Genomic DNA, 18,838 nt, shown 5'->3' with positions numbered 1-18,838 from the left:
GTTTTACTACAGTCCGGCCTACTTTATCATAATCGCTGTGGTTGGTGCCGTGCTATTCTGGATGGGAGGTGAGGTATACGAAAGGAACAGAAGGCATTGAACAAGCACTCTATATAATTGCATTTTCTATATATGCTGGTTTCACCATTCTGGCTATAGCCTATGCATTCAACATAATATACCTGATAGGAGATCCCAGGCAGCTTGTGCCACTGCTGGAGGGACTGATACCGGGTGCATTCATCTTCTCCATAGCGGGATATTATCTAATGAATAAGAGCACACTTTTCAGCTTTTCCATAGCACTGTTTGGAGTCATCCTGGCATTCCTCATCATATATGACCTGCACATGGTACTTGATTATGCATTTCTGGGCATGGTAAGTTTTCTCGTCACCTCCCCGCTTGCATTGATATCACGGTATCTGTCTGGAAGATCCCTCACTAGGAGAGGCAGAGGCATTTCGATGCCGATAATCGTTTCAACTCTTTTCCTACTTGAGGTGGTTGCTGTGGCTGTATTATATGAGAAGAGTGGGCAGACAAACCTAGCCGTTCAGCTCTCCGTGCTTGCATACGTTTCCATTGCCCTTGCTGCATTGATCTTTATAACGAACTTGATAGGAACCCATGCGCACGATATTAAAGAAATTAACAGATGAAATTATACAGCTATGATATTGTATATTTTCCTCACTAGGTTAATAGTATGCAATATTACTTTCCAGACTATATCGGGATTCAAATAAGACGGCCATGAGATTTTCGATGATCCTCATGAATTTGTATGATCAAAAATAGAAAATTGTAATGTTAGACAGTCATGATACTGATCTACAGCCTTATAGCGAGTTTGTGAAGAGGCCGATCAGTATGTCATTGTTTATGAAGTGAAGTGGTACGGCAAGTGCATCGTCAACGTATTTCGGAATTCCCACGGATCTATCGTAACCATTGGCACCGAACAGTTTCGAGGCAACTACTGCGTTCTCTATGGCTCTCTCGCTGGCAAACAACTTTGCTGCATATGAGAGTTTGATATCCTCGTTTATTACGGCCCTGTATATCAGCGCACTGGCTGCCTGTGCGTCTGCATACATATGCATGAATTTGTCCTGAACAGACTGGAATGAAATGAGCGCGGATCCATTTATCTTTCTCTCCTTGATGTGTTCCATGACGCGGGCGTTTATGGCGTCCATTATGCCCAGCGATATGGACGCTGCGCCTATTGTGAAAACCTTGGCAATGGTTGGTATTATCTTTATTCCCTCACCTTCATTTCCAAGCACGCGTTCCGGTCCGATCCTCATATTTTCAAAGTTTATTTCTCCCCAGCCAATGCCGGGAAGTCCACTTCCATACAGGGACGAAGATCTGGAAAAGCCTTCATCATCGCTCCTGATCAGGAAGTCCGTGAAGGCCGGTTTATCCTTGCCCGAGCGTGCCATGATAAGAAAAACGTCAGCTTCCGTTGCCATGGTTATGAATGTCTTCGATCCGCTGATCCTCCAATAATCACCTTCCTTTTCGGCTCTGGATTGAACTGCAGCGGCTGTTGCACCAGATGCGGATTCGGTTATGGCTATGGTAGATATGAGGCTGCCATCTGCCATCTTTTCAACGTATTCTGATCTCTGTTCTTCACTTCCCAGCTTGGATAACGCATAGGCAGCTGCGACATGCGTCACATAGATCCAGGCCAGCGAAGGCGATTCTGATGCTATTTCTTCGGTTATAAGGGAGTATGAATAGCTGTCCTGAACGCCGAAGCCCGGTATCATTACGTTGAAGAAGCCATTCTTACCCAGATTCTTGAATATTTCCCTTGGGAAATCGCCATTTCTTATATCCTTCTCCTTGGGGATCACGTATCTTTTCACAAAATCTCTGATACTTCCCCTGAGGATCTGCTGTTCCTCTGATAGGCACATCATACTTTCATCACTTTTAAATCATTATTATTGAGTAATTGCAAGTACGTATTTATTATTTTTCTTTAATATGAATTATTATCATATTTGTGATTTTTGTTTTATGTTTTTAGTTCGAATGGCATGAAGATTGCTGCACAGCGTCTGTTAGCATCATTTCGGTACTGTGTAGTGCCTTTTGAATAGAAATGAACATGCGGTAGAACGAGACTACTTAAAAATCAATGCTACAATAAAAATATCAATATGAACAGCTTAGGACCATATGAGCAATATCAGCACGGCAGAACCATTTTCCATTTTTCTTGACAATAGATTCAGTTTAGGGGCTTCGATGAAGAGAGGATTGCCAATGCTTATCATTCCTCCTATCCTCCTTTTAATAATACTTCTCTTCAGAAATTTCTACACACTCGAATATTTTCATGTTTTAGCTGGATCTATATGGACCGGCATGGATCTAGTGCTTGGTCTTTTCTTCGCATATGTGATGAAGGGCCTGAATAACATACAGAGAACTAGGATCTCCATGAGACTGACGCCTACGATGCTGTTCTTCATGCCATCCATTGCCGCAGTAACTATAACGGCCGGTGTGTATCTCGCAATGGATCTTTCAATTCCATTTTCATCATCATATATGATAGCGGCGCTGATCATAGCTGCGGTGCTTTTCATTCAAGGCATCGGAATATTTTTGCCAAATGAATTGAGGGTGTACGATGAAATTCTTCATGGTGCAAAGAATCAAGAGAAAATCGTAAGATTGACAATGTTTAATCTCAAGCTCTCTTTGCTTCAGGTAGTATTTCAGATGGCCATTATAATGCTGATGGCTCATTTTGCCACGGGTGTCTCGATATGAAACATAATGCGGATGTTTTGAAGGCTGGATCTATTTCAGTTGTTATTCCGGCGATCGGTCTTTTAATGGGTCTGGGTCTTCCCGGAATATTGATGCTTGATTATGTGCATGTGCTCCTAGCCGCCATCTGGACTGGAACCGACGCGTTCCTAGGCTTCATATTTTTCATTGTGATTTCCGGCATGGATGAAGACATAAGATACCACATAGGTAAAAGATTGTTGCCTATGACCATGTTCTTCATACCTGCAGTCTCTGTTATCGTACCCGTTGCTGGATACGCTTTGGCAGTGAGAGAGGGAATATTTTCTATGGATCTATTTTTCATGGTTATCTTGATCCTATCGGCAATACTGATCATCTTGAGTTATGTTCTTATTCTTCCCAACGCGTTTTTCATATATGGTCATGATGAGTCCAGCAAGGGGCTGATATCTAGAAAGCTGTGGCTCATTTCCATCACAGCTTCTGTGCAGCTTGTTTTGCAGATCATAATGATCAGCTTGATGGCCTACATTGTTGTTTTCTCTTAAAATTATCATGCTGATTATAAGAATATAATGTGAGGAATTTTGATGTTAAAAAATTTATTCATCAGAACGTTAAAAATAATAACTTTACATTATAACATCGAAATAGCGTCCAATTGGCCATTTTAAGGATCAGGCAGAGCTGTAAATTTATGATTGTTGTAATTATACATGATATACAAATTTTGCTCATTAATGTTTAGAAATAAGAAATGAATATAGGGTTAAATTAAGTGATTAACTTATATCCACTGATATCTAAAAATAGAGGATGATGAGGCAATAGGTCTTATTTCTCATAGTTATATTTATCCATATACGCCCCAAAACGGTAAAGGGCCATGAAGAGGCCACGGTGGAACAAGGCTGGATCAGGACACTGAAGGAGCATGAAGGCGATAGCGATCTGCTCGTCCAGGCCAACCTTGACGGAATGATCCGATTCTCCCTGTAGGAGATAAGGCCCATGGGATGCCTGTCGAGTGGCGTCAGAACCATAGCCCTTCAGCCATTCGAGAGCATCTAGGATGCGGTCATAACAGGAAGGAATGATCGATGATGATGGAAAGGACAATAACGCTCGATGTATTTTCTCATAGCCCCTGACAAGTATGACTAGGCCGCTCAGACTGAGGGGCGCCGAGGCAATTGAACCTCATTGGCAGACCGTGAAAAGGTAATGTTCCTATCTTTACGTTTTAAAAAAGGATCGTATTCTATATTTTTTTATTTCCTAAGGTCACCTATCCATGATCCTAAGGCATGACGCGGTCAAATTGCAACAGATTGAAGGTTTTTCGGGCAATATATACGATATACCGTTATGGTAGCGACATATAAAGATCAACGGGTATTATTTTTGTTTCTTAACTTTGATATCACATGTTCGTATGCTTCATTGATCTCCTTCATTCTTTCCTCGCTGATTCCGCCAGCCACATCTGGATGGTACTGCTTTGCTAGCTCCCGGTATGCCGCCGTGATGAGACCTATGTTTGATGTCGGCAGCAGGCCCAACACTCTGAAATATCTTTCATCATCAGGCATATTGAGCTTCTTCTCGCCATCAGTCTTCTCGAACTCAGAATAGACGTAGGATATCTGAGCTCCATCTTTTGGCATTCCGAAGCGCCTGGCTGCGGCTACGAGGGGCTTCACAGCAGTTATTATATCCTCATTTCTGACCCTTGGATCGCTAACGAGCTCTGAACGCGCCATGCTACCATTTCCAGATATATAAATGAGGAGCAGGTCTATCTCCCCTTCTGCGGATCTTCTGAATTTCCAGTCTATTTCATGGATGCGCAGCCTCTTCTCATAAACAGTTGGGAAACCTCCAACTGAAGCTCCAGATACGATCCACGATTTGCCGTTTCTAGAGGATGGGGTTACGAAGTATGAGTATATGTAGAGCTCGATACTATTGGCGGCTATATCGTCTATCCTGTACCTGAAATCTATTTCACCCCTCTTGCTGAATAGGTTCAGTTCAGCCTTGGGAAATAGAGAAAAAGGTATGGGATCCATGTTTATTATCCATCTAATAATTTATATATATCTTTTTCTGGCTATGTCTTAGGACTCGGAAACCAAGGTAGATCATCACCGCGTAGATGATCATGAAGACCGGTACAGTCATGTAAACGTAAAAAATAAAGAAGTAGGAGATAAACGGTAGCATGATTGCATTTAAGGTCAGGCCCAACAGCCCCAGTACGATGTAGGAATAAGAAAATATTCTCCTTGCAGTCATTTCAGATCCGGTTGAATTCAATACAAGATATACAATGGCTATAATCATGAAGAGCATGAGGAAAAGAACATCGAAAAAAAATGAACGCAAAAACATTTATCATATTTTGTACAAATGAGTTTAGTATATTTATGTTTTTCTTACTAGAATTTCTGATGGAATTCTTCAATTCTTTTGATCTCGAATATTAACAGCAGGCCTAAAGAATCATAAAGTCGAGTTTTTCATATTGAAAATCACATGCGAAAACATAATTTCGACGATACGAATCATAATATGCTCTTATAAAGCGAGGTAATGGTCTCTCCCTTAGAGGGGGAACCGGACGTCCTATTATTGTTACACCTTTGATAATAAAATGACTATCCTGTTATCATGCTACACCGGCAGCGGCATTCCATGCCTTATTGGTCTTATTATCTTCGGAACAGTCATGGCATAGCGAAGAATCGATTGCATCATCAGCAACAGAATGTATGCAATCAGTGCGGAGAATATCTGTACAAGGACGCCGTTGATTGCCCTTATCTCTATATTCCATCTCTGTGGATATATCCATTGGATGTAGAGATCAGAAAGGTTCATGATGTCTATTAGATAATCCTTCTGCTCCCCTTAGATCACCATAGTTACGAGCCTGAACTGGAGGCCGTTGCGGAACTCAACGATCCTGGAATGGGCATAAGCCTTGATCACCCCATACTTCGCATTCCTCTTCATCCCCGTCACGAATCTTATCCCGCTATACTCGAGCTTCATGAACCTTCCGAGATCGTAATAGCCCAGATCGAATGTTAAAACCTATTGATTGAGGATATTCGGATCCATGCCTTCTATCATTTCTTCAAATTCTGGAGAATCATTTAGGTTCGCAGGAGCCATGAGTGCTTCAATAGGTAGTGTGGATGGAAAAAGGAATAGTTGCTTCATGCAGCTTTATACCATTCCCCGTCTTCTGCCTCCTGTATTTTCCGGATCCGTTTATCATAGTGCGCATGAATGTCAAACCGATCCAGATGACGGTGAGGAATCACCCATGGATGTTATAGTTGTGAGCCATCGCATAAGGGTATACGAGCTCGTAGAATATCTCTACAAAGGCTTGATGCGGTCTCCCAATATCAAGCTTCGACTCTGGGATTCGCTCACATGGTTGTCCATAGATATGCCTGTAAGATCTTCCTTGAGCATGGCATACTCCACAATGAGTGATGCATGCTCAAGCAGATTCAACCTCTTTGAGTATTCATCCACACGTGTAATAGATGATACATTCCCACAGGGAGCTTTAAGAAGCTTCCTGATTATACTCTTTATCATTGGATAATAATTACTTCAAGGAATAAAATGACATCAGTAGAAAAAATTTAAACATTGGAAACAGGATTGTAAAAACCGATCCGGAAATATGTAGTGGATCGGATCTAATTTCTTTAGGAACTCAGAGATCCGAATATTTTGTAAGCCATCATTTCAATGCCGATGTTTCCTGTCCTATTATGTCTCCTCATCGGATCTATCGAGAATATTATGAAATAAGAGCTAAAGAAAGGATCGAATTCAACAATTTTTAATAAACTTGATCGATTCTATCTTATGGTAAGGGCTTCCGCAACCGTCAGGAACGTCATGGGTATACTCGATAGTATGGACGATTACATCGATGAATTCTTCAGAGGTTTGGATGGCGACGATTACTGGCGCCGCCTATTCGACAGCAATATACTCGATCGCATATACGAGAAGATACTCGGTGATGCAAGCGCATCCAGATCTGCTGGATCAGATAATCGATCGGCGGAGGAGATAGCCGTGATCCCTGGAGATGGGAAAGGTGGATGCCATAGGACGTTGCTCGTCTTCCTTTTCTATCCCAAATCGGATCTGTGGGCGCTGGAACGCTTACCATTCCATTATCCCGTAAATACCATCATGGATAAGGCTCTGAACTATGCAGAGGGTTGCCCTGTGTTGAGAGATATCATATTCTATGGCCCATTTTGGTCAACTTCGGTTTGGGGCAATTACAGGAACAGGTTCAGGGGATACAACGTGTATCTGAAGCTCTTTCTATCAACATACTCAGTGTTGAGGCCGTGAACAGTTCAATCGATACAAGGCATACATTTATCGATCATATGAATGATAATTTCAATGCCCGAGCCCTATTATCAATGGGATAAACGATATTTTTTCTTCCGAAGCCCTTTTTTCAATGGGATAAATGGTATGGTAACAAGATAGATCCTTAGATACCATACCTTTCATCGCGGAAGCCGTATTTTCAAGGGGATAAATGAGGGATATAAATTATTGATTGCATTTATCCCTTTGGTAATGCGTGATCTGGCGACGAAATTGCATCAATTTGGGGATATTGGAATATATCCCTAAATTACAATACTTTTTAATACAGACGCAGTATTTTCAAGGGGATATATTGGGGATATTGAAATATATCCCTGAATATCCCCAAGTTACCATACTTTTTTAATGCTGATGCCGTATTTTCAAGGGGATAAATGAGGGATATTGGAATATATCCCTAAATATCCCTGCGTTACCACACCATTTATTGCGGAAGCCGTATTTTCAATAGGATATATGAGGGATATTGGAGGGATATATTTTTTAATATCCCTACTTTATATCCCTACTATACATGGGATTTTTCGATCGAAAACAGTCGATCATGGTCAGAGAAGACTTTGCAGAAACTGCAAAGTCATGTCTGAGGTCAGGGATATATTTTCGATCGTTTGGCTTTAGAATTGCTTTCTTAGGTCTCTTCCATTAATCATTTACATATAATCATAAATATACTAAAAATGAATATTAGTATTCGATTTTGCTAGCCTTCCGGCACCATACACTTATTCAGTTTATTTAAAGTGATCATAGCTCAGCATGGCCGTCTTCGATCAGAATAACTCCTTTGATAAAGGCCCTGGATCTCCTGATAAGGATGGACTGGCAAACATCCATGATCATCCTTGGAACATGTATCGTCTGTGGTTAAGAAAAATTAAAGTGATGATGTGGTCGCAGAACAATGCATAATGAATCAGATAGGCATGGATAAAGAAAGCCTCAAGCGCAAAAAGGTATAGATGGACGCACATCAAGAATTTAACGATGGGCAAAGAGAAAATTTAAGCCTTATTAGATGCACGCAAATGCCATGAATGGACTGAAATCGATCAGAGGAGGCAAGCTGTGAAAAGATACCACCCAGTCAGAGAAAAAAATTTTAAAGATATATCCAAGCAAGGAGTTTTTTTGAGGTCATCGATCTCTGGTAATTTATCATTGAAGACATTAAAAATTAAATAATGATGATACCTTTAAATAGTCTTGAATTTCAATATGACTTAATTATGACTGCTTCTATTAATGTGTTTATGGCCGTCACCTTCGCAGGCAAAGCTTATAGGAAGAAGGTAGTTCAAAATGCATTTCCATTCGATTATCAGAGCCGTTGCTAATGATAATATCAAATCAGCATAAAAAGGCACTATAGTTGATAACTGCAGGCTATGGCGTGACTCCAGTTATGAATTCGGAAACATCTTTATGGAATACATCTGAGCGCTTTGAACGTAAAATTGGTTTTGTGGCAGTCTTATTTCTTATTCTAGCATCAAATGAAATCACCATAATCGATTACTGCAACAGAAGTTTATATACTATCATATCGTAATTCATTAACAAGATAAACTAATTCGATTGCTATCAGTGGACCGGTCGGGATTTGTTTAATGTTTTAAGCGAATATTTAAAACCACAGATTTTTAAAATCTTACTCTCTTAACAGGTATATGACTACCCAAATCATAATCATGCAGGGAGGCGAGGACGTTAAACGCAGGACCAACGAAACCCTCTTCAAAGAAGTGAGGAAGTTATCAAGTTCAGGGAAAATCCTGGTTATACCATGGACTTCGGATTCTCTTGAGAAGGAAGCCGAATATTCCAGAATGCTCCGTGACTATTTTTCACACTGCGGGTTTGAAAAGGTATTGTTTCTGGCCAAAAACGATCCTGAAAATGAAATGCAACGAAAATTCTCTGAAGTAGACACCATTTATCTTCCAGGTGGAGACACTGAGGTCCTATATCGCGAATTAAAACAGAGGGCTTTGCAGGACAGGTTACTTGAATTCTCGGGGATAATAATCGGTAATTCTGCCGGGGCAATTGTACTTTCAAAGGGAGGGTGGGGAGACGGAAAATTCTACACGGGTTTCGGTCTCGTTGATTTCTATGTTTCCGTTCATTACAAGCTCAATGCAGGTCATGTTGCAGAAACGAAAGATGCTATAAATGTCAATATTCCTGAAAATATGTGGGTCGCAGTAACAAATGAAAAATAATCAAATCCAGTAACGCTTTTCTATGCTCGTATATCAGAAATCAAGAAGTTAGGTAAGCAGCAGGCAGAAGGAAAAGTTGTGGATGGAATATGAGAGAATTGGAATTCACAATGGACCGGTCGGGGTTTGATCAATGTTTTAAGCGAATACTAATTCTTTAGACATATCTACTGGTTTTTTTGCCTTTTATATGCAGTTAATCCTCTCTGAATAATTAATCTGACTATGGCTAATAGAATAAATAAAACACTAATTCCAAGAGATCCAGCCCATATGATGGAATTCACCTTGAACTGAAATGATATCATACCGAAAATAAAAAGTGTTATACCGCTGACAAGGCTCATAATTCCGGTTCTAAAAAACCATGGATATTTTCTATCCATGATAAAGAGAACTGATATACTGAAGAAAACGAAGGCAAATACAATTGGAAAAATTAAGGGCATGGCATAAACAAAATCTCCTTTGTATTTGAAATATTGGGACATCAGAACAGAGACGTAAAGGGACATCACACCTATTATGTAAAAAATTAAAGATTTGAAAACTTTACTATTCATTTTTCACACCTTTCAAATAATGCCATCTTTCTGTTCTCTCTTTACCTCCTTCCAGATTGTTCTTATATTTTCACCACTTTAATTTTCTGTTATCCTATATACCACTTGCCCTCTCCTGCAATTTCTAGCTCCTGACTGCCGATATGAATTGAATAAATATTATTTTGACCACAAATAAGAATTGAATATTTTATGGATTAGTTCTTTTTCCCAGATATACCATCTTGATTTTAAAAGGCATATTCTGATCCAGTTCAGGATTATTACATTTGCAATCTTTATATTTGCAGTCTAGAGTGATTACGTGACCTGCAGGCCAGTGCGGATACCCCAAAAGCTTACTTCGTGTGATGTGATGAAAACACTTTGAATTATATTTAACCACTTGGTGCCCGCAATTTTTGCAGATACCGAACTCCAAACGTTTCATAATTAAAACCTGATATTGTTTGTTATTGAATGTATCTGATGGTATTATAATAATTTTATCTGCTTTGTGGATCGGGATTTGATTAATGTTTTAAGCGAATACCAAGTCAGCTCTCGCCTATTATACTCCAGTTGTCTTTGAATTTTTCATAATCGTTTGGCTGAAACCAATAACTTTTCTTCCCGTTTTTTTCTCCTTCATGAATCAACCCCCTTGCTGTTTGCGTATCCACGATATAAAGATTAGGTTCCTTTGAGAGATTGTTTACTATGAAAACATATTCTGCTATCAGATTGTCAAGTTTGCTTCCAAACGGCGCCGGGCTTCTGTCAGAAAGTGCTTTTACCTGAATTGTGTGCATTTTTGTGCCTTCTCTGTTATAGATCAAAACATCTATTCCCCTTGCATTTCTGGAAGTAGGCATAGCATTCCACCCCCTCTTGCTGAGCTGGTAGCATACATAGTAGAGTCCTTCGTTTGATACAAGCTGGTTTCTTCCGATTTTGGAATTGTTCAAGTTATCTGACATGTTCTAGCTATGTATCATTTATTATTAAAATTATCTAGGCCCTCTAAGCCCCCTCCCCTAAATTGCACTCCGCAGGAGAGAATAATGTGCCCGAAGCGAGCCGTAAATCAAAAGAGGGGGCAGGGGGTGAATTTTGATTGGAGGCGAAGCATGGGGTCCTGTGCTCGGCGTGCAGGTGAGCGGAGGGCACATAGTAATTAGCGGAGACTCAAAGAGGGATGGATTGCGAAGCAAGACGGAGTGAATTTGAGCTGGAAGGGATAAAAATAGTATTCTTTAAATCTGTTGAACACTTTCATAGGCTCTGACGATATCTTCTAACTTCTTTAGGCTCTTTACGCCCTGATTGTTTTTAAATATATGCTCAGGAACTTTTAGGTAGGTCCATTTAGAACCTGTTAGTTGAGTTGCATCTTCGCACCATTCCTTGGCCCTCTTGTCTTTATTTTTCACTTCCACAGATTCCTCGCCTTTCGTCTCTATGATATAATTTTCAGAATCTGATAACACGATAAAATCTGGGATATAATATGAAAGCCCTTTCTTTTCGTTTACATATTCTAAATAAAAATTCAGATTGTTGTCATTCTTTATATACTTCTTTACATCTTTTGCATCATCTAAGAATTTACAGAAGTCGTACTCAAAATCGTTGGCTACTGGAACTAAATTAAGGATGCATTTCTTAGGCTCATAGGTCTTTTTCCTTGTTAGGGATGGTCTAATGTCTTTGACCTCTTTCGTAGCAGGTTCCAGTTTAACCTCTGTGGATAGTATGGTTAGCTTATTTATCACTTTTACAAAGAGTTCTGTTAGGAAATCCGTAACCTTCGGTTCACTAAGAGCTTGAAGAAATCTATAGTCCTCCTTGATTTCTTGTGTCACATTGGCTGTAAATAATTTCTTGCTGATGTACTCATCTAATTTTCCAACCAGCTCGCTATTTCTAGAAGGTATTTTACAAGCCCTAAGTATTAAATTTGTCAAGTAGGAGATAACAGATTGATAGTTTTCAGGTATGGGCTGTTCCCATCTATCACGCCATCTCTCCTTTTCAGTGAGGGCATCTCTCCCTACTGCTCTTTTTATGTTTGTATAAATTTTCAAATCTAGGTCAAACTTTCCCTCGGGAAGCTTATATACATCAATTTCGTTGAAAGATCTGTTCTCTCTCTTGTACTTAGGCGACAGGATGGGAATTGAAAAATTGTAGTCAATTTTTCTCAACGTATCTGGAAAAATATTTGTTATATTAGGCAAGTCTCTTTCCTTGTATCTTTTTATATCAACTCCTTGCTTTTTCATTTCCTCGTCTATGAAATCCACAAATGCCTGTGTTCCAAATATATCCACAGTTTCTTCATATCCGGATTCTGGACCAAACATTAGTCTGAGACCTCTCCCAACTGCCTGTTCAGGTAGTATTTCTGCCTTAGAGGTGAATGGCCTTAGGCCAACAATTACACAAACATTTTTGACATCCCACCCCTCTCTTAACATTAAGACACTTACAATGGCCCTATATTTATTCGTCTTGTCAATGTCTCTTGTTTCTTGCTTTAGTTTTTGCCATTCTTTATCGCTTATTTCACCCTTAAGATTGGTGTGGATAATCAAAGTTTTTCCTTTAAATTCTGGTTTTGTTTGAAGATAATTGTATATATCTTCTGCTTCCGACGTCTTAGTTGCCATGAAAAAAATCACGGGCTGTTTGCCTACCTTTTCCATTGCCTCATTATATTTGGACCAACGTCTGCATCCACCTTCAATATAGTCCCTATAGATTACATCTGCCTTATCTGATGGTGTTTCGTGCGGGTTTTCTAATTCCCCAATTATAGGTGACTTTACGACGCCACATCTTATAGCATCTGCCAGTGGAAAATCCGATATGACCCACTCAAAAATGCTACCTGTATCCTGTCTCTTTGGTGTCGCTGTAAAATCGAGTTGGAATGATAATTCTTTCTTTTTTTCTTTAAGTACATCATTACATTTAAGAATAAATTGATTCCAGACCAGTTCCTTATCCCAAACGTGATGTGCTTCGTCATTTATGATAGCAAGACTATCTAACGATCTAAGTTCAGATATAATTTGATCATAATACCTAATAGTATCTGATGGTCTCTTGCCTATTATTTCCTGTATTGGATTTACTGGTGAGTCTTCTCTCTCGTAAACCTTCTGTATGTTAGTCAGATAAATACGGCCTTTGGAACTTCTAACCGGAATATAGTCTTCGGTGACAAAATCCATGTCCCAGAGATATTGGAATTCTTCAGGAATTAGGATCCCCGAGTTAAATATTTTTCCAGCTGAGAAATCTTCAGCGAGTCTTTCGTATACCGCAATATTTGGCGCCAGTATAAGGAAATTTTTTGGAAATAGCTTATTTTCCTCAATAATATTATTGAAGTAAGACCATACAATGGCTAGTGCCATTACATATGTTTTCCCAGAGCCTGTAGCCATCTTAAAACAGTATTTAGGAAACAAATATTCATTTGGATTATATGCGATTTTCTTAGTTTTATCATAATTAAGTATCAGATCGCTCATTTTCGTAAATTTCTTAGCTTCATATATATAAATCAGGGTTTCTATAGCCTCTCTTTGTGCAAAATAAAATCTAAAGTTTTCCCCGTTTACTTTATGTTCTTCATCGAACCAGAACTGTAACAACCGCATTGTTGTTTTAGAAGATCCGGGATAACCAGAGTCTCTCCACGCTCTAACCTCCTGGCGCAGAGCTTCCACTAAGGGTGCAGTTGATTCCACTCTCACTTCTGGTTCATCAAATGGATTCACTCTATCCTCACCTCCTTTACAGTGGTGGTATCATTTCCAAAGACGTCTATCACCTTCACCACTATTTTATAAATTCCTGGCTCATCATAGGTATGTTCAATAGATTGGAGTTGTAGGTTCTTCTTTTGCCTTGTTCTAAATTCCTGCCATTCATTATGAAATGTGTCCTCTCTATAGTTCCAATCCACGCTCCAGTAATCGATGAAGTCGCTCCACTTTAGCATCTTATCCCTGAGTTCTTCTGGGATTGACTCTGGATTTGGAATTATAAAGTTATTCAATTTAACCCTGACCTTTCTGTCGTTTACAGATAAACTAACATCTAAGAAGGCGTGTTCAAAAAAGTCAACGTCACCAGCATCAACAGCTCTCTTATCCATCACTTCATTGGGGATTATTCTTAATGAAAGGTCAAAGTCGTAAGTTTCTTTAAGTTCTTTTAATATTTTATCATTGAATTCCATTTCGAAGTCCCATCCCAGGACATCCAAAGAACTAAAACCATTACCCTTTGCCTCCTTCAGGCATTCCTCAACTTCTCCCTTTGTCACAGGGTAATCTATAGGGCCAACGTGAACGGCTTTTCCAGAAATTATGCCGTGAATATTCTTGTAGTCATATACTGGCTTTGCTTTGTAAAGCTGTAAAATAAAATCGATGTAATTTCTATAAACAGAGCCAAGGTTTTGATCCATCCAGTACTTGCGTTCATATTTTCCTAAATTCAAAACTTCAAAGGGCTTGCAGTTAGGTATGTCTAACAGTCTCTTTCTTATAGTGTGAATCGAAAACCTACCGATATCAGCAACTATCCATCTTCTGCCCAGTTTCTCTGCAACAGCGGCAGTTGTTCCAGAACCTGCGAAGAAATCAGCAACAAGATCCCCAGGATTAGAAGCAGATAAAATTACCCTTTCAAGTAATTGTTCCGCATTTTCGGTGGGATAACCAGTGCTAAAGGAATATCCAGGAATATCCGTCCAATTAGTATCTAAAAGATATTCATCTGTTGGTTCCACCCAGTATTCAGGTCTACCTGTTTTTGGGTTTAATCTTAGTTTCCCTTCCCTTATCATTTTATCTATATTTTCTTGAGAAAATTTCCAATGTTTCCCCGGCGGTGGCTCTATAGATCGGCCAAAGAACATCTTAGCTGAGCCTTGTCCAGCTGAATCATCCATATGCCTCCAATAACCTTTTCTTTCTTCAGACTTCCTGATCTTAGTCTGATTCAGTAACGTTGTTTCAGATTTTGCATAAAAAAATAAAGAGTCTGTTGCTGTTGGAAATACTATCTGAGTTCGACTGGCCATCACGTTTTTCCTTGTTCTGTTGACTATCAATTCATTTCTAAAGTTCTCATAACCAAATATTTCATCCAAAATTGCTTTGATGTAATGGGAATAATGATAGTCAAATCTTACCCAAATAGAACCATCATCTGACAACAGATCTTTCATCAATACAAAACGGTCATACATATATTGAAAGAAAGAGCTCGGCCCTTCTTTCCACATGTTTCTATAAGCTATTTCCTCTATAGCTGATGGTTCTTTTACTGCACCTTCATCTCCAACTGCTAAGGTAATATTCATGTTTGTTCCAGTGAAAAATGGTGGATCCGCATATATCAGCTTAATTTTCCCTCTAAACTCTGTTAATAACGAAGCCATGACGTATTTGTTGTCTCCCCAGATTAACCTATTCTTCCATTCGTTATTTTCGGTCTTATCCCTAAATTGAGCTAAGGTTCCGATATTAGACCTCGGAAGGTTTATTGTTTCGATCTTTTGAAACGGCAGTTCTACTCTTTCTACTTCTTCACGTTTATTCTTCCAATAAATTCCGAAATCTTTCATATTGCGATTTCACCTCTGATTTTATAGCTTCTTTCTTAGCTCTTCAGATACTATCGATTCATCCGATAATAATATTTGCGACTCCATTGTATAATATCTGTCGATCTTCTTCCTTATTAACATGATTATCCAAGACTCTGTAAATAGCTTACGTTCTGAAAGAATGTGGATCTCCTCATCCCTTTTAGAAGAATGTTGTTATTGTTCGATACCTCTGCATATGCCCTGTTGGTGTCCTGATTTCTTATAAGGGAGGCGAATATCAGTAAATCCCTGTCTCCAGAGTTTCTTAAAGTTTCTCCCTCGACTTCGATATAAGCCTGCTTCAACGCATTTCTCACATCCTCATCCAGAAGAACACCCTCTGATGTTTCGGCTGTGTTGCTTATAGGGACATAAATAATAACCATATAAAAAAAGTATTCGATTAGTAATTTAAGTGGACCGGTCGGGGTTTGAACCCGAGGCCTCCTGCTTGCGAAGCAGGCGATCTACCGCTGATCTACCGGCCCATCTAATATTTATATAGTTGAAGCATAATCATATGTGATTATTCAGCCCAGGGAATATCAGTTAAACGTATTTAAAAATTCAATAGACCAGAATACACTGATAGTTATGCCCACTGGACTAGGTAAGACAGTCATAGCGGCAATGATGATAGAGAAATTCTATAATGAGAAGAAAAAGAGCCTGATGATGGCACCTACCAAACCACTGGTTCTGCAGCATGCAAAGACAATTGCCGGATCAACAGGAATAAGCGAGAATGAGATCGGCGTATTCACAGGAGAGATCGACGCAGAGGAGAGGGACGTAATATGGGTCACAAGGCGTGTATTCGTTTCTACTCCGCAGGTTGTATTCAATGATATGCGATCCGGCATACTAGATATCACAAAGTTTGATCTTCTCATATTTGATGAGGCCCATCGCGCGGTTGGTAACTATGCATACGTTGATATAGCACAGGAGTACTTGAAATACAAGAAAAAACTCATAATAGGCCTGACCGCAAGCCCGGGAGGAGACAGGGAGAAGATCGATGAGATCATGACGAACCTCGGAATAGCCAAGGTAATTGCGAAAACAGAGTTTGATGAGGATGTTCGCAGGTATGTGAAAACGATCGATGTTAAGCTCGTAAAGATACCGGAGCCAGAGAGCACAAGAGAGATACTGTCCGTAATAGGCTCCATAATGACGAAGCTTCTTGAGCCACTGAAGAACAGCGGCTTCAGAATCGGTAGATCAAGAAAGGATCTTGTTGCAGCAATGCAGAAGGTTATCGACTCCGCAAAGGAGGATAGGAGCCTATTCCAGCTTGTGCGCAGGCTGACTGCAGCTATAAGGCTCGACTATCTGAGAGAGTACATCGAAACACAGGGGCTTGACGTTGCCATGCACTACCTGGAGGAGATGAAGAACAGCGAGGATTCCAGCATCAGGAGGGCCATGTCCATCCTTTCCGGGCTTGAGGAATTCGGCGATCTTGAGAGGAAGATGGCTTCTTATGCGGCAGAATACGTAAATCCAAAGATGCAGAGGGTGGTTAGCATACTCTCTGCGCATTTACACGGCAACGCCAGGGCCATAGTCTTCACTCACTATAGGATAACCTCGGATATACTCATGGAATACATGCACAGGAACGCACCGGATCTGAAGCCGGTCAGATTCATAGGGCAGGCCGATCGTGGCTCCGATCAGGGGCTGTCTCAGGATCAGCAGAGAAAGATAATAGAGGACTTCAAGAACAATGTGTACAATGTCCTGATAGCGACAAGCATAGCTGAGGAGGGCCTGGATATACCTGATACGGACTTTGTCATATTCTATGAGGCCGTGCCGTCCGAGATCAGGTACATTCAGAGAAAGGGCAGAACGGGCAGGAGCAGGAACGGACAGGTTTACATTCTAGTTTTCGAAAATTCAAGAGATATGGCCTACTATTACAGCAGCATCAGAAAGGTCTCCAGAATGTCGCAGGCGATCGAGGACCTGAGGCAGGACAACGAAGACGATAAGAAGCAGGAAAAACAGGATGCACAGACAAGGCTCTTTGATTTTTGACCTAATCTGTCGTGTTTCCTATCTCAGCGATCCTTGCGATCAGTGCATCTAACTGTATCCTGTCGTTTGATCCCTCAACGATCCTGAACTCAGCATCTGCCAGGGCCTTTATGATCTCTATCTTCTGCTTCGGCGAGATCATGCTGCTCCTCACATATGAGTGCAGGCTCCTTACTATGTCGATTCCGGAGAGGCCATCGTATATGAGCATGCCGTCCACAATGTCCCTTGCCTCATCGAAGAGGCCGTTGATGGCTCTGGATACCATCATCTGAACCTTTTCTGGGCTTGCGTAGCCTATTATCTCATATATCTTCTTCGGCGATATCTCCCCGGAGGTGTACACGGCCTGTAGAACGTTTATGGCCTTTCTCATATCTCCGGCCGATACCTCCACGAGAGCATGCATGCTCTCATCGTCTATCTTGAAGCCTTCATTCTCTGCTATCTCACGCAGCTTCTTGCTTATGTACTCATCAGGTACAGGCCTGAACCTCATAACCACGGTTCTCGACTGTATTGGCGGTATTATCTTTGAAGAATAGTTGCAGGAAAAGATGAACCTCGTGGTCTCAGAATATATCTCCATGGTTCTTCTGAGGGCGGCTTGGGCTTCTGCTGTGAGCTGATCCGCTTCATCCAGAAACAGTATCTTGAATCCCAGCGGGTTTGAGGGTTTTATCCTGGCGATATCCTTTATCTTGTTCCTTATGACATCGATGCCGTTCTCGTTGGAGGCGTTCATCTCGACCATGTTCTCCTTCCATGAATCTCCGAAGAGTTCTATGGCCAGAGCAATGGCCGTGGACGTCTTGCCGGTGCCGACAGAACCTGCGAAGAGAAGATGGGGTATCTCCTTCCTCTCCACAAACGATTTCAACTTCTGTATGTTCTCGTCCTCACCATATATCTCGGAAAGGCTCTTTGGCCTGTATTTTTCAGTCCATATCTCGATCATGATGCAACCCGGGTTTCATTCTTCTCTCATACCAGACCTGGCACAGTCTCGTAAAGGAACACCATATGCCAGCCAGATGAGATCACCTGTCTGAAACGGCATTATCTATGCGGCGATCAGACCGGTGAAGAGCTTATGTTATATATCTTTATCAATTTTT

The 18,838-nt window shown here is 40.5% G+C and carries 17 protein-coding genes and 1 tRNA gene; 7 read left to right on the top strand and 11 right to left on the bottom strand.

What is annotated here, in order from left to right:
• Positions 1-44 precede the first annotated feature (44 nt).
• A complete protein-coding gene (locus tag DMB44_RS08915; RefSeq protein WP_110642883.1) occupies positions 45-662 on the top strand; it encodes a hypothetical protein in 618 nt (205 codons plus the stop codon).
• A gap of 180 nt (positions 663-842) precedes the next feature.
• On the opposite strand, the gene DMB44_RS08910 is transcribed toward DMB44_RS08915, so the two are convergent.
• Positions 843-1,937, bottom strand: a complete 1,095-nt coding sequence (locus tag DMB44_RS08910) for an acyl-CoA dehydrogenase family protein (RefSeq protein WP_110642881.1) — start codon at positions 1,935-1,937, stop codon at positions 843-845.
• Positions 1,938-2,268: 331 nt separating this feature from the next.
• Between DMB44_RS08910 and DMB44_RS08905 the strand changes: the two genes are divergently transcribed.
• Together DMB44_RS08905 and DMB44_RS08900 are read left to right on the top strand one after the other, a co-directional pair.
• Positions 2,269-2,799: a hypothetical protein gene (locus tag DMB44_RS08905; RefSeq protein WP_153280213.1), complete on the top strand. Its 531-nt coding sequence runs from the start codon at positions 2,269-2,271 to the stop codon at positions 2,797-2,799.
• Positions 2,796-3,332, top strand: a complete 537-nt coding sequence (locus DMB44_RS08900; RefSeq protein WP_110642877.1) for a hypothetical protein — start codon at positions 2,796-2,798, stop codon at positions 3,330-3,332. The genes DMB44_RS08905 and DMB44_RS08900 overlap by 4 nt, the downstream gene beginning before the upstream one ends.
• Positions 3,333-4,172: 840 nt before the next feature.
• Here DMB44_RS08900 and DMB44_RS09510 read toward each other — a convergent pair.
• The 3 genes from DMB44_RS09510 to DMB44_RS09355 all read right to left on the bottom strand — a co-directional run bounded on the left by DMB44_RS09510 (position 4,173) and on the right by DMB44_RS09355 (position 5,841).
• A complete protein-coding gene (locus DMB44_RS09510; RefSeq protein ID WP_201796962.1) occupies positions 4,173-4,856 on the bottom strand; it encodes a J domain-containing protein in 684 nt (227 codons plus the stop codon).
• 604 nt (positions 4,857-5,460) lie between these two features.
• Complete coding sequence (locus DMB44_RS08880; RefSeq protein WP_110642871.1) at positions 5,461-5,667, bottom strand: hypothetical protein; 207 nt, start codon at positions 5,665-5,667, stop codon at positions 5,461-5,463.
• 30 nt (positions 5,668-5,697) lie between these two features.
• Positions 5,698-5,841, bottom strand: a complete 144-nt coding sequence (locus DMB44_RS09355) for a hypothetical protein (RefSeq protein ID WP_153280212.1) — start codon at positions 5,839-5,841, stop codon at positions 5,698-5,700.
• 277 nt (positions 5,842-6,118) lie between these two features.
• On the opposite strand from DMB44_RS09355, the gene DMB44_RS08875 reads away from it, so the two are divergent.
• From DMB44_RS08875 to DMB44_RS08865, 3 genes are all read left to right on the top strand, one after another.
• Positions 6,119-6,409, top strand: a complete 291-nt coding sequence (locus DMB44_RS08875) for a hypothetical protein (RefSeq protein ID WP_153280211.1) — start codon at positions 6,119-6,121, stop codon at positions 6,407-6,409.
• A 269-nt stretch (positions 6,410-6,678) separates the two neighbouring features.
• Positions 6,679-7,182 carry a hypothetical protein gene (locus DMB44_RS08870; RefSeq protein WP_110642866.1) on the top strand — a complete coding sequence of 168 codons (504 nt, stop codon included), beginning with the start codon at positions 6,679-6,681 and terminating at the stop codon, positions 7,180-7,182.
• Between the two features lie 1,739 nt (positions 7,183-8,921).
• The gene (locus DMB44_RS08865; protein WP_161952126.1) at positions 8,922-9,455 is read left to right on the top strand and encodes a Type 1 glutamine amidotransferase-like domain-containing protein; all 534 of its coding nucleotides are present in this window, start codon (positions 8,922-8,924) and stop codon (positions 9,453-9,455) included.
• Positions 9,456-9,622: 167 nt separating this feature from the next.
• Here the strand turns inward: DMB44_RS08865 and DMB44_RS08860 are convergent, their stop codons facing one another.
• The 6 genes from DMB44_RS08860 to DMB44_RS08835 form a co-directional block, all read right to left on the bottom strand.
• Positions 9,623-10,018, bottom strand: a complete 396-nt coding sequence (locus tag DMB44_RS08860; RefSeq protein WP_110642861.1) for a hypothetical protein — start codon at positions 10,016-10,018, stop codon at positions 9,623-9,625.
• Positions 10,019-10,554: 536 nt separating this feature from the next.
• Complete coding sequence (locus DMB44_RS08855; RefSeq protein ID WP_110642859.1) at positions 10,555-10,977, bottom strand: hypothetical protein; 423 nt, start codon at positions 10,975-10,977, stop codon at positions 10,555-10,557.
• Positions 10,978-11,253: 276 nt separating this feature from the next.
• On the bottom strand, positions 11,254-13,788 hold the full coding sequence (locus tag DMB44_RS08850; RefSeq protein WP_110642857.1) for a DEAD/DEAH box helicase: 2,535 nt from the start codon (positions 13,786-13,788) through the stop codon (positions 11,254-11,256).
• On the bottom strand, positions 13,785-15,647 hold the full coding sequence (locus tag DMB44_RS08845) for a site-specific DNA-methyltransferase (protein ID WP_110642855.1): 1,863 nt from the start codon (positions 15,645-15,647) through the stop codon (positions 13,785-13,787). Before DMB44_RS08845 ends, DMB44_RS08850 begins: the two co-directional genes overlap by 4 nt.
• A 125-nt stretch (positions 15,648-15,772) precedes the next feature.
• Positions 15,773-16,057, bottom strand: a complete 285-nt coding sequence (locus tag DMB44_RS08840; RefSeq protein ID WP_110642853.1) for a hypothetical protein — start codon at positions 16,055-16,057, stop codon at positions 15,773-15,775.
• Between the two features lie 30 nt (positions 16,058-16,087).
• A tRNA-Ala gene (locus DMB44_RS08835) sits at positions 16,088-16,159 on the bottom strand.
• Between the two features lie 34 nt (positions 16,160-16,193).
• Here DMB44_RS08835 and DMB44_RS08830 point away from each other — a divergent pair.
• Positions 16,194-17,720 (top strand): DEAD/DEAH box helicase family protein, encoded by a 1,527-nt coding sequence (locus DMB44_RS08830; RefSeq protein ID WP_110642851.1) that lies wholly within the window; start codon positions 16,194-16,196, stop codon positions 17,718-17,720.
• 1 nt (position 17,721) lies between these two features.
• Here the strand turns inward: DMB44_RS08830 and DMB44_RS08825 are convergent, their stop codons facing one another.
• On the bottom strand, positions 17,722-18,678 hold the full coding sequence (locus tag DMB44_RS08825; RefSeq protein ID WP_110642849.1) for a replication factor C small subunit: 957 nt from the start codon (positions 18,676-18,678) through the stop codon (positions 17,722-17,724).
• Positions 18,679-18,838: the final 160 nt, after the last annotated feature.

Source organism: Thermoplasma sp. Kam2015 (assembly GCF_003205235.1).
GTDB lineage: Archaea > Thermoplasmatota > Thermoplasmata > Thermoplasmatales > Thermoplasmataceae > Thermoplasma.
This window is presented reverse-complemented; position numbering and strand designations above follow the sequence as displayed.

What these genes read in the sequence shown, in the direction of transcription:
- DMB44_RS08910 (WP_110642881.1), bottom strand. Translation starts at nt 1,937, where the DNA reads ATGATGTGCCTATCAGAGGAACAGCAGATCCTCAGGGGAAGTATCAGA.
- DMB44_RS08905 (WP_153280213.1), top strand. Translation starts at nt 2,269, where the DNA reads ATGAAGAGAGGATTGCCAATGCTTATCATTCCTCCTATCCTCCTTTTA.
- DMB44_RS08900 (WP_110642877.1), top strand. Translation starts at nt 2,796, where the DNA reads ATGAAACATAATGCGGATGTTTTGAAGGCTGGATCTATTTCAGTTGTT.
- DMB44_RS09510 (WP_201796962.1), bottom strand. Translation starts at nt 4,856, where the DNA reads ATGGATCCCATACCTTTTTCTCTATTTCCCAAGGCTGAACTGAACCTA.
- DMB44_RS08880 (WP_110642871.1), bottom strand. Translation starts at nt 5,667, where the DNA reads ATGAACCTTTCTGATCTCTACATCCAATGGATATATCCACAGAGATGG.
- DMB44_RS09355 (WP_153280212.1), bottom strand. Translation starts at nt 5,841, where the DNA reads ATGAAGCTCGAGTATAGCGGGATAAGATTCGTGACGGGGATGAAGAGG.
- DMB44_RS08875 (WP_153280211.1), top strand. Translation starts at nt 6,119, where the DNA reads ATGGATGTTATAGTTGTGAGCCATCGCATAAGGGTATACGAGCTCGTA.
- DMB44_RS08870 (WP_110642866.1), top strand. Translation starts at nt 6,679, where the DNA reads ATGGTAAGGGCTTCCGCAACCGTCAGGAACGTCATGGGTATACTCGAT.
- DMB44_RS08865 (WP_161952126.1), top strand. Translation starts at nt 8,922, where the DNA reads ATGCAGGGAGGCGAGGACGTTAAACGCAGGACCAACGAAACCCTCTTC.
- DMB44_RS08860 (WP_110642861.1), bottom strand. Translation starts at nt 10,018, where the DNA reads ATGAATAGTAAAGTTTTCAAATCTTTAATTTTTTACATAATAGGTGTG.
- DMB44_RS08855 (WP_110642859.1), bottom strand. Translation starts at nt 10,977, where the DNA reads ATGTCAGATAACTTGAACAATTCCAAAATCGGAAGAAACCAGCTTGTA.
- DMB44_RS08845 (WP_110642855.1), bottom strand. Translation starts at nt 15,647, where the DNA reads ATGAAAGATTTCGGAATTTATTGGAAGAATAAACGTGAAGAAGTAGAA.
- DMB44_RS08840 (WP_110642853.1), bottom strand. Translation starts at nt 16,057, where the DNA reads ATGGTTATTATTTATGTCCCTATAAGCAACACAGCCGAAACATCAGAG.
- DMB44_RS08825 (WP_110642849.1), bottom strand. Translation starts at nt 18,678, where the DNA reads ATGATCGAGATATGGACTGAAAAATACAGGCCAAAGAGCCTTTCCGAG.